Source organism: Paractinoplanes brasiliensis, assembly GCF_004362215.1.
GTDB lineage: Bacteria > Actinomycetota > Actinomycetes > Mycobacteriales > Micromonosporaceae > Actinoplanes > Actinoplanes brasiliensis.
In genome coordinates this window covers 1,978,990-1,993,605 of record NZ_SNWR01000002.1, presented here as the reverse complement: position 1 = coordinate 1,993,605, position 14,616 = coordinate 1,978,990, and the positions used below count along the sequence as shown (strand labels likewise).

At 72.2% G+C, this 14,616-nt stretch carries 12 protein-coding genes; 6 read left to right on the top strand and 6 right to left on the bottom strand.

The window, feature by feature from the left end; all coding sequences use genetic code 11:
- Positions 1-51: 51 nt before the first annotated feature.
- Positions 52-2,805: an FAD-binding and (Fe-S)-binding domain-containing protein gene (locus C8E87_RS40995; RefSeq protein ID WP_133878722.1), complete on the bottom strand. Its 2,754-nt coding sequence runs from the start codon at positions 2,803-2,805 to the stop codon at positions 52-54.
- Positions 2,806-2,822: 17 nt separating this feature from the next.
- Here C8E87_RS40995 and C8E87_RS40990 point away from each other — a divergent pair, with 17 nt between their 5' ends.
- Positions 2,823-3,503, top strand: coding sequence for a GntR family transcriptional regulator (locus tag C8E87_RS40990; protein WP_133878721.1), 681 nt, complete (start codon positions 2,823-2,825; stop codon positions 3,501-3,503).
- 325 nt (positions 3,504-3,828) lie between these two features.
- Here C8E87_RS40990 and C8E87_RS40985 read toward each other — a convergent pair whose 3' ends face one another.
- The 3 genes from C8E87_RS40985 to C8E87_RS40975 form a co-directional block, all read right to left on the bottom strand.
- Positions 3,829-5,004 (bottom strand): RNA polymerase sigma factor, encoded by a 1,176-nt coding sequence (locus C8E87_RS40985; protein ID WP_203720892.1) that lies wholly within the window; start codon positions 5,002-5,004, stop codon positions 3,829-3,831.
- Positions 4,995-5,363, bottom strand: a complete 369-nt coding sequence (locus C8E87_RS40980) for a YciI family protein (protein WP_133878720.1) — start codon at positions 5,361-5,363, stop codon at positions 4,995-4,997. Before C8E87_RS40980 ends, C8E87_RS40985 begins: the two co-directional genes overlap by 10 nt.
- 66 nt (positions 5,364-5,429) lie before the next feature.
- Entirely contained in the window at positions 5,430-8,024 is a 2,595-nt protein-coding gene (locus C8E87_RS40975) for a putative bifunctional diguanylate cyclase/phosphodiesterase (RefSeq protein ID WP_166661447.1), read from the bottom strand.
- A 306-nt stretch (positions 8,025-8,330) separates the two neighbouring features.
- Between C8E87_RS40975 and fdhA the strand changes: the two genes are divergently transcribed.
- Genes fdhA through C8E87_RS40960 form a run of 3 tightly spaced genes read left to right on the top strand, consistent with a single transcriptional unit; the run spans position 8,331 to position 11,546 of the window.
- On the top strand, positions 8,331-9,578 hold the full coding sequence (fdhA, locus tag C8E87_RS40970; RefSeq protein ID WP_133878718.1) for a formaldehyde dehydrogenase, glutathione-independent: 1,248 nt from the start codon (positions 8,331-8,333) through the stop codon (positions 9,576-9,578).
- 53 nt (positions 9,579-9,631) lie between these two features.
- The gene (locus C8E87_RS40965) at positions 9,632-10,804 is read left to right on the top strand and encodes a calcium-binding protein (protein WP_133878717.1); all 1,173 of its coding nucleotides are present in this window, start codon (positions 9,632-9,634) and stop codon (positions 10,802-10,804) included.
- 25 nt (positions 10,805-10,829) lie between these two features.
- A complete protein-coding gene (locus C8E87_RS40960) occupies positions 10,830-11,546 on the top strand; it encodes a hypothetical protein (protein ID WP_133878716.1) in 717 nt (238 codons plus the stop codon).
- 315 nt (positions 11,547-11,861) lie between these two features.
- Here the strand turns inward: C8E87_RS40960 and C8E87_RS40955 are convergent, their stop codons facing one another.
- Positions 11,862-12,743 (bottom strand): helix-turn-helix transcriptional regulator, encoded by an 882-nt coding sequence (locus C8E87_RS40955; RefSeq protein WP_133878715.1) that lies wholly within the window; start codon positions 12,741-12,743, stop codon positions 11,862-11,864.
- 180 nt (positions 12,744-12,923) lie between these two features.
- Here C8E87_RS40955 and C8E87_RS40950 point away from each other — a divergent pair, with 180 nt between their 5' ends.
- Positions 12,924-13,817, top strand: a complete 894-nt coding sequence (locus C8E87_RS40950; RefSeq protein WP_133878714.1) for an oxidoreductase — start codon at positions 12,924-12,926, stop codon at positions 13,815-13,817.
- Here the strand turns inward: C8E87_RS40950 and C8E87_RS44105 are convergent.
- Positions 13,804-13,941, bottom strand: coding sequence for a hypothetical protein (locus C8E87_RS44105; protein ID WP_166661446.1), 138 nt, complete (start codon positions 13,939-13,941; stop codon positions 13,804-13,806). The genes C8E87_RS40950 and C8E87_RS44105 overlap by 14 nt on opposite strands.
- An 84-nt stretch (positions 13,942-14,025) precedes the next feature.
- Between C8E87_RS44105 and C8E87_RS40945 the strand changes: the two genes are divergently transcribed.
- Positions 14,026-14,604, top strand: a complete 579-nt coding sequence (locus C8E87_RS40945; protein ID WP_133878713.1) for a dihydrofolate reductase family protein — start codon at positions 14,026-14,028, stop codon at positions 14,602-14,604.
- Positions 14,605-14,616: the final 12 nt, after the last annotated feature.

The window sequence follows — 14,616 nt, the reverse complement described above, 5'->3', positions numbered from 1 at the left end:
ACCGTCAACCATCTCGGATGACTTTGTCAACAACAGGAGCGTTCCGGCCGATCAGCGGTCCAGCAGCTGGGCCAGATGGACGGCGGGGCGGTCGCGCAAGTCGGCGACCTGGGTGCGGCAGGAGAACCCGTCGGCCAGGACCAAGGCGTCCGGGGCCGCGTCCAGGGCCGGGAGCAGTTGCTGTTCGGCGACGGCCACCGAGACCTCGTAGTGACCGATCTCGACGCCGAAGTTGCCGGCCAGGCCGCAGCAGCCGGAGAGGCGCTTGATCCGGGCGCCCGTGGCGGCCAGCAGGTCGGCGTCGGCTTTCCAGCCCAGCACGGCGTGGTGGTGGCAGTGCGGCTGCGCGATCAGGGAGACGTCCGACAAGTCGGGGGGCGTCCAGCCGGGGGTTTCGGCGAGCAACTCGGCCAGCGTACGGACGGAACTGGCCACGGCGGCGGCGTCGGGGTTGCCGGGGAGCAGCTCGTGGATGTCGGAGCGGAGCACCGCGGTGCACGAGGGCTCGATGCCGACGATCGGGATGCCGGCTCGGGCGTCGGGGGCGAGGGCGGAGACCGTACGGGAAAGGATCTGTTTGGCGGAATCCAGCTGACCGGTGGTGATCCAGGTCAGGCCGCAGCAGACCCGGCCGGACGGGAGGCGCGGCTCGTAACCGGCGGCGCGCAGGACCCGTACGGTGGATTCGGCCACCTCGGGCGAGAAGGCGTCGGAGAACGAGTCGGCGAACAAAACGACGGGGGTGCCGCCGGTCGTGGGCGTGAAGGTGCGGCGGAACGGTTTGCGGGCGAACGCGGGAACCGAACGGCGCTTGTCGACGCCGGCGAGCCACAGGGCCAGCCGCCGGACGCCGGGCAGGCGGGTGCCGAGGTTGGCCAGGCGCGGTGTCCAACCGGCCAGGCGGGACCAGAACGGCAGGCGGCCCAGCGTGTAGTGCGAGCGGGGGCGGAGGCGGCCGTGGTATTTCTGGTGCAGGGCCTCGGACTTGTACGTGGCCATGTCGATGCCGGTGGGGCAGTCGGACGCGCAGCCCTTGCAGGACAGGCACAGGTCGAGCGAGTCGTGCACCGACGGGTGCGACCACGAGAGCTCGCCGCGCACGACCTCCTGCAGGACGCGGGCGCGGCCACGGGTGGAGTCCTTCTCCTCGCGGGTGGCCAGGTAGGACGGGCACATCACGCCGCCGGCGGCGGAGTTGTCGGCGCGGCACTTGCCGACGCCGGTGCAGCGGTGCACGGCCTGCGCCAGGTTGCCGCTGTCGTGCGGGTACGCCATGGCCAGCGGCTTGACGTCGTAGAAGGCGGGCCGCACGGAAGCGTCGACCGGGTCGGGGTCGACCAGCACGCCGGGGTTGAGCAGGTTGCCGGGGTCGAACGCGTGCTTGATGCCGGCGAACAACGCGATCGCGTCGGCCGAGTACATGTGCGGCAGCAGCTCGGAACGGGCCCGGCCGTCGCCGTGCTCACCGGAGAGCGAACCGCCGAACTCGCCGACCAGCCTGGCCGCGTCGATCAGGAACTCGCGCATGACCTTGACGCCGTCGGGGCGGTCGAGCGGGAAGTCGAGCCGGACGTGCATGCAGCCGTCGCCGAAGTGGCCGAACGGGGCCGAGCTCATCCCGTACGCGGCCACGAGCTCGTCGAAGCGGGCCAGGTAGGCGCCGAGCCGCTCGGGCGGGACAGCCGCGTCCTCCCAGCCGGGCCACGCGGGACGGTCGGCGGGGGAGCGGCCGGCCAAACCCGCGCCGTCCTCGCGGATGCGCCACAGGCGGGCCTGGACGGCCGGGTCGGTGACCACCAGCGCGTCGTCGGCGATGCCGTCGGCGGCGAGTTTGCGGGCGCGCGACTCGACCTCGCCGAGCTCGTCACCGGCCAGCTCCACGAAGAGCCAGGCCCCACCGCGGGGCAGCGGCGGGACGGCATCGGGGCCGCGGCGGGCGCGCAGCACGTCGAGCAGCCGGGAATCGAGCCCTTCGCACGAGGTCGGGCCGTGGGCGACGACGGCGGGGGCGGCCTCACCGGCGGCGACGATGTCGTGGAAGCCGAGGACAACCACCACCCGTACGGGGGAATCGACGACCAGGCGCACGGTCGCCCTGGTGATGACGCCGAGCGTGCCCTCCGACCCGACGAACGCCTGCGTGAGGTCGAAGCGTTCGGGCAGCAGATGCTGAACGGCGTAACCGGAGACCTGCCGGCCGAAACGGTCGAACTCGGTGCGCGCGGTGGCCAGATGCTGTGCCATGACCTCTCGGACATCGTCGACGACCTGTCCCGTGGGCCGTGTCGTGTCCAGCTTGTCCCCGGCGGCCGTGAGAAGTTCCAGCCCCACGACGTTGTCGGAGGTGCGCCCGTACGCCAGCGAGCGCGACCCGCAGGCGTTGTTCCCGATCATGCCGCCGATCGTGCACCGCGGCCACGTCGAGGGGTCGGGCCCGAACCGAACGCCGTGCGGGGCGGCCGCCTTCTGCAGGGTGGCGTGGATCGTGCCGGGTTCGACCACCGCCGTACGGGCAATGGGGTCGAGCTCGAGCACCCGGTTGAGGTGGCGGGAGAAGTCGAGCACGATGCCCGGCCCGATCGCGTTGCCCGCCACCGACGTGCCCGCCCCACGCGACGTGAACGGCGTGCCGGTCTGCCGGGCGATCGCGAGGGCCGCCGCCACCTCGTCGACGTGCCGCGGACGCACCACGGCCAGCGGCGGAACCCGGTAGAGCGAGGCGTCGGACGCGTACATGCCCCGCGTGCCGGCGTCGGACCGCACCTCGAGGCCGGCCTTCTCGAGGGCAACCACCACATCGCTCATGCCGTAACATGTTACTCGTGACGACTCTGCGCCTCCCGCCCGAGGCCCCCTCGCTGGCCGACGGCGTCGCTCAGGCCGTGCGTGACGGGGTCGCGTCCGGTCAGCTCGTGCCCGACGAGACGTACTCGGTCTATCAGCTCGCCGAACTGCTCGGCGTCTCGCGCAGCCCCGTCCGCGAGGGCATGCTGCGGCTGGCCGAGGCGGGCCTGGTCGAGATCCGGCGCAACCGCGGCTTCCGGGTGCTGCCCCCACGCGCCCATGACGTCGAGGAGATCGTCGAGATCCGCCTGGCGCTGGAACCCGCTGCGGCCGCCAAAGCAGCCCTTTCCGGTACGCCGGATCAGCACGCCGCCCTGCGCCAGGCACTCGCCGCAATGGCATCGGCGGTCGCGGCTGGTGACGAGGCCGCGTTCTGGCCCGCCGACCGCGCCCTGCACGACCTGCTGCTACGCACAGCCGCCAACAACCGGGCAGCCGCCATCGTGGCCCAGCTCCGCTCGACCACAGCCCTGCTCGGCCCACCCACCACAGCGAGCGGCCGCACCCTGGCCGAGATCCACGCCGAACACGAGCCGGTCATCACCGCCGTGCTCCGCCGCGACGCCCCCGCCGCCGAGTCCGCCATGCGCGCCCACCTGGAAGCAACCGGCCGCCTGCTGATCAACCGCCTCGCCGCCCCCGCCACGCCGCGACCATGACTCGCACCAGGCGTACCGCAGAATGTTTGTACCGAAGATGGCATCAGGGCCCGGAACGTTTGCGACTGTTCCATTTCAACTCAGCTCGCGGCGGCGGACGGTCTCGCTCGGAGGGCCTCGTTTCGGAGGCGTTCACAGAGGGCCACAAATTCGGTGTCGTTGGTGTAGTTCTCCACGAGCTCCATGAAGGCTTGGTCCTGAACCAGCGCCCGCAGGCCTTTGGCGGCCGTTTCCACCGCCCCGGAACAGCTCTTCGCGCGGGGCGCCGATCCCCTGCTCGTGATCGCCTTCGCCGGCCGGTCACGGGCGCAGCCTGACGTCCCGGTCAGGCGGTGGGTTCGCCGCCGGCTCGGCCACGCAGGTACGCGGCAACCTCTGGATCGTCGGTGAGCTCGGCCGCTTTGCGGTACGCCGCCGAGGCGTCACGACCGACGCGGGCGAGCAGGTCGGCGCGGGCCGCCCAGTACGGCTGGAACAACTCAGCGCCGCTCGGCAGCGCGGCCAGTCCTGCCTCGGGCCCGGCGATCCGTCCGGTCACTGTGGCCGCCGCGACCCGGGCGCCCAGGCTGGGAGCGACCGCGAGCAGGGCCGCGTACAGGGTATGGAGGGCGGGCCAGTCGGTCGCGCCGGTCCGGCGGCGGTCACAGTGGACGGCCTGGACAGCTGCCTCCAGCTGGAAACGCCCGGGCGGACCGGCCGGGCGAGCGCGGCGCAGGTAGGCCTCGCCCTCGTCCACCAGCGCCGCGTCCCAGTCGGACGGGTCCTGCTGGTCCAGCGGCACGAACGAGGACCTGTGGCGGGCCAGGACGAACGTGGTCAGGGCGGCCAGACCCCAGGCCTCGGCCTCGTCGCCGAGCAACGCGGCCAGCGTGACGGCCAGGTACTGAGCCTCGCCGATGTCGCCGCGCCACGCGATGGCGGCGCAGCCGTACACCGCCTCCAGCACCGGGGGCAGCCGCTCCGGCATCACGCGGCGGTCCGGCACGGCGAACGGGATACGGGCCTGTTTGATCCGCCTCTTGGCCCGGACCAGCCGTTGCGCCATCGTCGCGGCCGGGACGGCGTACGCGCGGGCGATCTCGGCGGCCTCGAAACCGAGGACGGTCTGCAACATCAACGGCGTACGGGCGGACTCGTCGATCGCCGGGTGCGCGCAGACGAACAGCAGCTCCAGCCGCTTGTCGCCGATCCCGTACGGGTCGTGGTCGGCGAACGGGTCGACGGCGGCGCCGGCCTCGTCGAGCGGGGCGGCGGTGCGCGCGGCGGCCGACTTCCACCCGTCGCGGCGGCGGTTACGGGCCACGGTGAGCAGCCATCCCTCCGGGTTCGCGGGCACACCGGTCACGGGCCACCGGCGCAGGGCCTCCTCGAACGCCCCGGCCAGCGCGTCCTCCGCTCGGGCAAGGTCACCGTCGGGGGCCGCCAGCAGGGCGACAAGCTTCCCGTACGAGGCCCGCGCGGCCCGGTCGGCGGCGGCGCGGGCCTGCTCGGTCAACTCCACACACCGTCCACCAGGTACGTGGCGACGGGGCGGACCTCGACCGTGCCCCACTGCGCCTGCGGGGCCTGCCGCGCCCACTCGATCGCGGCGTCCAGGTCGGGCACGTCGATCACGATCGTGCCGCCGAGCTGTTCCTTGGTGTCGGCGAACGGGCCGTCCTGCACCCGCGTCGCGCCGTCGGCGACCCGTACGGTGGTGGAAAGCTCGGACGTGTGCAGCACCTCGCCGCCGATCAGCACCCCGGCTGCGTGCAGGGTCGCCGCGTAACTGGTCATGGCCCGCTGCCCCTCGGCCAGCAGCTCGGGGCCGAGCTCCTCGGTGGTCGCCTCCTGGTAGTGGAACAGCAGCGTGTAACGCATGTCGGTGATCCTTCCATCGGTTGCTGTCGGGAGATGACGATTTCGCTCCCCGGCGATCGACAGGATCTACACCCGCGTTTGCTCCAGCAGCGCTTCCAGGTGCTCGGCGGGCATGGCGGGACCCAGCAGGTCGCCCTGGCCGAGCCGGCAGCCCGCGGACCGGGCCGTGTCGAGGTCCAGGGTCTCCTCGAGGCCGTGCGCGATGACCTCCATGCCGAGCCGGCGCCCCAGCGTCACAGCCACGTCCATCACCGCGCCGGCCTGCCGGAACGTCTCGACCGGGTCGGCGAACACCGCACGGTCGATCTTGAGCAGGTCGATCGGGAGGATGCGCAGGCGGCTCAGCGAGGTGGGTCCGGTGCCGAAGTTGTCGACCGCCGTGCGTACCCCGGCCGCCCGCAACCGGCCCAGCTGGGCGGCGATCTCCTCGACCGGCGGCTGGCGCCCGTCCTCGCGTACGTCGGAAAGGTGTTGCTCGGCGATCTCGATGACCAGGGCCGCGTGCGGCAACTCGTGATCCTCCAGCGTCGTTTCGAGCGTCGCCTGGAAGGCCGGGTCGACGAGCTGCCGCGGGCGCACGTTGACCGCCAGCCACAGGGTGTCGTGCAGGTGCCGCCACCGGGCCAGCAAACGGCACGAGCGCTGCAGCACCGCCTGCTCGACCTGGCTGCGCAGGCCCAGGTCCTCGGCCACGGCCTGCAGCTCGTCGGCCGGCACCAGGCCCAGCCGCGGATGCCGCCACACGGGCAGCGCCTCGACCCCGACCGGCCGGCGCCCGTCCAGCTCGAGGACGGGCTGGTAACGCACGTCGATCTCACCCCGGGTGACAGCGCCCGGCAGGTCCTGCTCCAGCGTCGAGCGGCGCAGCAGCCGGGTCTCCATCTCGGTCTCGTACCATTCGACGGCGCCCGGCGGGCCGGAGCGTACGGACCGCAGCGCGAGCGCCGCCCGGCGGATCACCTCGTCGGTGTCGTGGTCCGCGCTGCCGTCGGCCAGGCCGCCCCACGCCGACAGATGCGAGACCGTGCCGGCCGTCAGGTAGGGCGCGGACAGCGTGTTGACCAGCTGACCGGCGAGCAGGTGGGCCCGTACGGCGCCGCTGTGGGTGAGCACGGCGAACCGCGTCTCGCCGATGCGGGCCGGGATGTCGGAGCCCGGCACCTGGGTGCGCAGCCGCCGGGCCGCCTCGACCAGCACCGACTCGGCCAGGTCGCGCCCGCGCACGTCGCCGATCGCGGTCAGCCCGCCCAGCTCGACGACGATCATCGCGCCGGCGTCGGGGGTCAGCTCGGCCGCGCGGACCAGGCCCTCCCGGTTGGCCAGGCCGGTCTGGCGGTCGCGGTGCGTGGACTCGCGCAGCGCCTGCTCGAGGTCGCGCATGTTGGTGACGTCGCGGACGTGCACGACCAGCGTGTGCCCGGGCTCGGCGGGGTCGGCGCCGCTGGTGGTCCACTCCGTCTCGCGCCACCGGCCGAAACCGTCCCGCAGGCGTACGGCCAGGGCGCCGTCGCCGTCACTGTCTCCGCTCAGGCGTTCCAGCAGGTGGGCGTGCACGGCCTCGGCCTGGTCGGGGTGCACCAGCGCGGTGACCGCCCGGCCCAGCACCTCCTGGTCGGAGAGACCGAACTGGCGGGCCGCGGCCGCCGACTGCCAGCGCACGGCCAGGTTCGAGTCGAGCACCATGGCGACGTCGCCGGAGCCGAACATCAGGCTGCGCAACCGGTTGCCCTGGTCGGTGAGGTGCCCGGCCTGGCGGCGCAGCGCGACCGACGACACCCACTCGCGCGCCGCCACGGCCGTGATCGCCACCGAGCCCAGCGCGATGGCCGTGGCGTCGGGCCCGCCGCCGTTGAGCAGGTGATGGACGGTGACCAGGGCCGAACCGAGCACCGGCAGAGCCAGCAGCGGGAAGCCGGCCGACGACTCGCTGCCGGGCGGCGGCATCGGGCTCTCGTCGGGGGAGAGACGCACCGAACCGAACCAGAGCAGCCCGGCGGCGACGTTGATCGCGGCCGCCCCGGCCACCGCGGCGATCCCGGCGTCCATGTCCTTCGTGTAGTCCATGCCGATGACCAGCGCGGTCAAACCGATCAGGACCAGTGCCGCGGCCGGGCCGCACCACTGGAGGGCGGCGCGTTGCCGCAGCGAGTGCACCCCGTTGACGGCGACCGCGGCGGCGGCCGTCGCGCCGCAGATCAACGCGGTGATCGACGCGCCGCGGCGCTCGCCCGTGCCGAGGAGCAGCATCCACGCGACGAACAGCAGACACGCGGTCACGCCGAGCACGTCGAGCCCGACGCGCAGCCTGACCAGCGAGTCGCGGTGCTGCTGCGGGCGCAGGATCGCCGGCAGGAAGGTGATCGCCACCAGGAAGAGCGTGACCAGGGGAATCTCGGCCTGCAGGGGGACACCGCCGACCAGCGCACCGGGTGCCACCAGCATGGCCGCCCCACTGGCCGCGCCCGCCGCGGCGGTCAGGCCGATGCCGGTGGCCAGGGCGAACACCCGCAGGCGGGGCCCGGCTGTCCGGCGCTGCACGGCGGCGCGCACCATCACCGCCGCCGTCACGGCCGAGCAGGCCGTCAGGAAGCCGGCCACGACCCGCGGTTCCAGCACGATCAGCGCAGCGATCAACGAAGCCGTGGCCAGCAGGGCACCCACGGCGAGCACAACCGGCCGAGCGGACAGCTCTCGGACCGGGCGGAGAGGGGATCCGCCTGACATCAATGTCGTCCAGGTACTTCTCGGGGGTGGAGGGCTACGGCCATCCTGTCACTTCGGTCACGCCGGTCCTATCCCCCGTCCTGCCGACAAGAGCACACCCGACCGACCGGAGTCTTATCACCAATTGCGTATCTGTCGCCGTCCCGGCCCGTTCAGTTTCGGTCCCCGCTCGTGAAACATGGCGGTCATGGTGCCGTGACGAGACCGTCACTCACCGGCGCCACACGACGATGGGAGGCAACGATGCCAGCCAATCGCGCGGTGGTCTACGAGGGACCCGGCAAGGTCGAGGTCCACTCCATCGACTACCCCACGTACGAGTTGAAGGACGGGCCCGGCGTCAACAAACTGAATGTCGGGCGCAAGGTGCCGCACGGCGCGATCCTCAAGACGGTCGCCACCAACATCTGCGGCAGCGATCAGCACATGGTGCGCGGGCGCACCACCGCACCCCAGGGGCTGGTGCTCGGCCACGAAATCACCGGTGAGGTCGTCGACGTCGGGCCGGGCGTCGAGTTCATCAAGCCCGGCGACATCTGCTCGGTGCCCTTCAACATCGCCTGCGGCCGCTGCCGCAACTGCAAGGAGGGCAAGACCGGGATCTGCCTGAACGTCAACCCCGACCGTCCCGGATCCGCGTACGGCTATGTGGACATGGGCGGCTGGGTCGGCGGCCAGGCCGAGTACGTGCTGGTCCCGTACGCGGACTGGAACCTGCTGAAATTCCCCGATCGCGACCAGGCCCTCGAGAAGGCGCTCGACCTGGCCATGCTGGCCGACATCTTCCCGACCGGCTACCACGGCTGCGTCAGCGCGGGCGTCACCTCCGGCTCGACGGTCTACATCGCCGGCGCCGGCCCGGTCGGCCTGGCGGCGGCCACCTCCGCGTGGCTGCTGGGCGCGGCGGTCGTCATCGTGGGCGACCTCAACGAGCAGCGGCTCGCGCAGGCCCGCAGCTTCGGCTGCGAAACGATCAACGTGGCGCAGGGCGACCCGGTCGAGCAGGTCTCCCGGATCCTCGGCAACGACTGGCCGGCGATCGGCGAGCCGCTGGTCGACGCCGCCGTCGACGCGGTCGGCTTCGAGGCCCGCGGCCACGGCTCCGACTCCGAGGTGGAACAGCCCGCCACGGTGCTCAACTCGCTGATGCAGCTGACCCGCGCGGGCGGCGCGATCGGCATTCCCGGCCTGTACGTCACGGGCGACCCGGGCGGCGTCGACGAGGCCGCCAAGGTGGGGTCGCTGTCGTTGCGTCTCGGCCTGGGCTGGGCCAAGTCGCACTCGTTCGTCACCGGCCAGTGCCCGGTCATGAAGTACAACCGCAACCTGATGATGGCGATCCTGCACGACAAGGTGCAGATCGCGAAGAACGTCAACGCGGTGGCCATCCCGCTCGACCAGGCCCCGCAGGGCTATCAGGACTTCGACCAGGGCGCGGCCAAGAAGTACGTGCTCGACCCGCACGGCATGGTGCGAAACCGGACAGCCTGATCCGGACGCGACGGGTCCGCGCGGGCGGGCCCGTCGCACTACGATCCGGCCCCATGAGGAAGCGTCGGCTCGTGGGCGGCGCCGCGGTGGCAGTCCTCGGCGTCGTCCTCCCCGCACTGCCGGCCCAGGCCGCGGCCGCGGGCGTCGCGTCGGTGACCAGCCCGTACGTGGTTCAGTACGCCGCGGGCCAGAAAGCGGTCAACAACGTCGTCGTCACGCGGTCCGGCCGTACGGTCACCATCGACGACCGGGTCGCCGTCCGCGCCGGCAAAGGCTGCAAGCCGGTCGAGGGCGACCGGACGAGGGTGCGCTGCACGACGTCACGAACACCGAACCAGGTACGCGTGTTCACGTACGACCGCAACGACACGGTCGTCAACAAGAGCGACCTGCCGATGACGGCGAACGGCGGCCCCGGCAGCGACAAACTTCTCGGCGGACCCCGGCAGGACTTCCTGCAGGGCGACGTGTTCGGCCAGGCGGGCGCGGGCAACGACTCGATCTGGGGCTACGGCGGGACCGACTTCCTCATCGGCGCGGCCGGCAACGACGGCATCAACGGCGGCGACGGCAACGACTACCTCGACACCTATGTGGCCGGCCCGGGAAAACCGGTCAACCCCGTTTCCTCGTACGGGCATGATCGCCTCTACGGCGGCAACGGCGGTGACTGGCTGGTCGGCGGGCCGGGTGACGATCTGCTGTCGGGCGGCCCGGGCGGCGACCATTTGCAGGGCGGCCCGGGCAACAACACGTCCTACGGCGGCGATGGCAACGACGCGATGGACGCGGGCACGGGCCGCGACCACTTCTCCGGCGGAGCGGGTCGCGACTCGGTCAGCTACGACGATCACGTCGCTCCCGTCACAGTGGACCTCGACGGGATCACCGGCGACGACGGCCAGGCCGGCGAGGGCGACACGGTCGGCGCCGACGTCGAGTGGCTCTACGGCGGCCGCGGCGACGACGTTCTGACGGGCAACGCGGCCGACAACGAGATCAGTGACTCCCCGGGCAACGACGTCATCCGCGGCGGCGCCGGAAACGATCGGCTGGCCGGCACCCAGGGCCACGACCGCGTGTACGGCGAGGCCGGTGATGACGACCTCATCGTATGGGACTACGAAGACAGCGCGACGCCCGACCTGGCCGACGGCGGTCCCGGCGCCGACACGTGCTCGGCCGACCGCGACGACACCACCGTCAGCTGCGAACGGGTGCGGTAGCCGGGATGATCTACGGTGCTGGGGTGTGCAGGTTGACGCGCTCCGCGGCGGGTGGCCGGAAGAGGTCCTGACCGGACGGTACTGGTTCCAGACCTACGGCGGGACGATGGCCGACGAGGTGATGAGCGACGTTGCCGGCTTCCTCACGCTCGGACTCGCCGAGCCGGAAACCTCCACCAAACTGAAGATCACCGATGCGAGTGGCCGGCCGATGATGTCGGTCCGCCGCCGCTCGGCACCCGGCATCCAGGCCATCGGGACCCGGCGCAACGAACCCTGGATCACCCTGCTCCAGCACAAGCCGCAGGCGCAGGCCCAACAGCCCTACCTGCTGCGCCGGATGCGCGCCCAGCTGACCGACGGGCGGCGGACCATCCGGTCCAGGGTGCGCCGCGCGGGCCGGGAATTCACTGCCGACTGGCGCCGCATCAACCCGCGGCCGCTGCAGATCTGGGACATCCTCGACAACCGGATGAACCGCATCATCGGCCGGCTGGCCGTGCCGATCGACGTCCCCAGCGCCCGCTGGGCGATCTTCGGCGCGACGGGCCGTCCGGCCGCGATGCTGCACGTGGAGCCGGGCTGCCTCACGGTGCGGGTCGGCGCCCGGCCGGTGGCCCAGTTCGTGAAGATCGACCGGACCCACCGGGTCGACGTGGCGGGCGCCGGGCCGGCCGGTCTGGACCCGCGGCTGGTGCTGGCTTGCGCGCTCCTGGAATACGCCCACCTGAGCGACGTTTAGCGGCCTCTACACGGACGGGCCTACACGGATGGGTCTACGCGGACGGGCCACTTGGACAGGGGCCACTTCGGACAGGGCCCACCCCAACCGGGGGACCCCCGCCCAGCACCGATCTTATTCAGTTGGGACGATCTTGGGGTTGGTGGGCGCCGAGCGCTGTGGACAACTCTGGAATGTGGATAACCGGGGTCGGTGGTGGGGTTTCTCGTACGCTGGCCGTGGGGTGTGGGGGGTGCGATTTGCCGGGCCGGCGGCGCTGTGGGCGCGGGCGGCGCGACCTGCCCGACTGGCGGGCGAGAGGGGGCTCTGCCGCTGTCAGCGGGACGTCCGGCCGGTGCGGGTGGCATGCAGGGCGGCCAGCAGTTGCAGGCGGTCGGCGTCGGGGGTGCCCGGTTCGGCGGTGTAGGCCAGCAGCACCGGGCCGGGGTTGCCGGGCAGGGGGTAGGTGTCCCAGTTGAGCCTGATGTCGCCGACCTCCGGGGCGTGGAAGGTTTTGACCCCGCTGACCGACTCGCGGACGTCGTGCCGGGCCCACAGCCGCCGGAACTCGGGGCTGCGAATGCTGAGCTCGCCGATCACGGCGGTGGCCCGCGGGTGGGTGGGGTCGGCGGCGACCGCGGCGCGCATCATGCCGATGTAGTCCAGGGTCTGCTGCTCCCAGTACTCGCAACGCCGGTCGTCGGTGCGGCTGTCGTCGAACATCAGCAGCAGCATGTTCAGCTGCTCGGCCGGGTAGCCGGCCGGGTCGCCGAGCAGCGCCTCGGCCATCGTGTTCCAGGCGAGCAGGTCGAGGTGACGGCCGAGCACCACGGCCGGGGTGGCCATGACGGCCAGCAGCCGGCGGGTGCTGGGCGGCACCACCTCGGGACGGCGGGGGAGGCGGCCGGGTTCCGAGCCGTGGGCCGCCGGGCGGCGGGCCGCGCGGGCCAGCGCGAACAGGTGGCGGCGTTCCTCCTCGTCGAGGTCGAGCGCGGCGGCCAGCGCGTCGAGCACGTCGTCGGACGGGCGCAGGTCACGGCCCTGCTCCATGCGCTGGTAGTAGTCCGTGCTCAGGCCGGCCAGCAGCGCCAGCTCCTCGCGGCGCAGGCCGGTCACCCTTCGCCGGCCGCCCGGCTCCAGGCCGACGTCCTGCGGGGTGAGCCGACCGCGGCGGGCGCGGAGGAAATCGCCGAGCTCACGGGCGTGCGGGTTGCTCATGCCGTAAGTGTGCCGCGCCCCGCCGCGACAAAGGTAGGTCTGCCCGACCCAGGCAAGAGGCGGCCGGGCGAGGAGGCGGCCGGGCGGGGAGGCGGCCGGGCGGGGAGGCGAGGGTGGGTCTGGCTGACCTAGGCTGAGCGGTGCGACGGGACGGCCGGGAAAGCGTCCTAGCGTCGCCCTATGACGATCAACATTCCTGATCAGCGGGGCCGGGTGGCCGTCGTGACCGGCGCCAACTCGGGGCTGGGGCGGGTCACCGCGACCGAACTGGCCCGCGCGGGCGCACACGTCGTCCTCGCGGTGCGCAACACGAAGGCGGGCGCCGAGGCAGCCCGGAGCATGGGCGGCGACACCGAGGTGCGCGAGCTCGACCTGGCCTCGCTGGCCTCGGTCCGTGCCTTCGCGGGCAAGCTCGCCGCCGATCACCCCGTCGTCGACCTGCTCGTCAACAACGCCGGCCTGGTGCTGCTGGGTGAGCGCCGCACCACGTCCGACGGCTTCGAGATGCACTTGGGCACCAACATGCTCGGTCATTTCCTGCTGACCGGCCTGCTGCTCGACGCCCTGAGCGCGGCGCCCGCCGCCCGGGTGGTCAGCCTCAGCTCGATCACCCACAAGCCGGCTCGCCTGAACTTCGACGACCTGATGTCCGAGCGGGATTACGGCGGCAGTCGCGCGTACGGGGTCTCGAAGCTCGCCACCACCGTTTTCGGCCTCGAACTGGACCGCCGGCTGCGCGCCGCCCGGTCGCCGGTCATCAGTGTGCTGGCGCATCCCGGTATGACGCGCACCAACCTGACGCCGCGTGCCTGGGAACACCGGGGCCGGGTCGGCCGCATCCTGGCGACCGCCGGTCTGGTGATGACCCAGTCCCTCGAGCGGGGCGCCGAACCGCAGTTACGGGCGGCGACCGAGCCCGGTCTGCGCGGCGGCGAGTTCTTCGGCCCGTCCGGGTTCCTGGAGGTACGCGGCCGGGCGGTGCCGGTCAAGCCGAGCGCCGAGGCCGCGGACCCGGTCGTGGGCCGCCGCCTGTGGGAGGCCGCCGAGGAGCTGACTGCCATCAAGTACCTATGACAAGCGGCTGTTTGCCGAACGGCGTCTCCAGCAGCACGAGCCGGAGCACGACCGCGAGCAGCCGGCGCCACCGGTTCCGGGCCTCTTCGTCGTCGTCCGAGGTCAGCGGTGGTGCGGAGGCCATCGCGTCAGAACAGGGTCCGCCACCGATGAGTTTCCGGCGCATCCCCGGTCTGAGGTCGTGACGACAAGCATTGAGGAGAACGTCATGACCGTGACCTACACCTTCGACGTCTTCAGCAGCCTCGACGGCTTCGGCGGCGCAGACGGCGGCGACTGGGGTGGCTACTGGGGCAAGCAGGGCCCCGAACTGCTCGAGCACCGCCTCGCCCTGTACGAGCGGGAGCAGCGGATGGTCTTCGGGGCCAACACCTACCGTGTCTTCACCCAGCTGCTCAGCTCGGGGGAGGAGCAGGCCGTGTTCGATCCCTGGGTGACCCGGATGGTCAACCTGCCGGCCACCGTGGTGTCGAGCACCCTCGACGACAAGCTCGACTGGCCCGACGCCACCGTCGAGCGTGGCGACGCTGTCGACGTGGTGGCCCGGCTCAAGCAGGAGTCCCCGGTGCCGCTGCGCTCCCACGGCAGCCTCGGCATGAACCGGGCGCTGATGGCCGCCGGCCTGGTCGACTTCGTCCAGGTCACCATCTTCCCCGTGATCACCGGCCGCACCGGTGACGACCCGTTGTGGCGCGGCGCCGCCGACTTCGACCTCGACCTGGTCGAGAGCCGAACCCTCGACGGCCGGACCCAGGAGCTGCTCTATCGCCCGGCCCTGCACGGCTGAGGAACCCGTCGG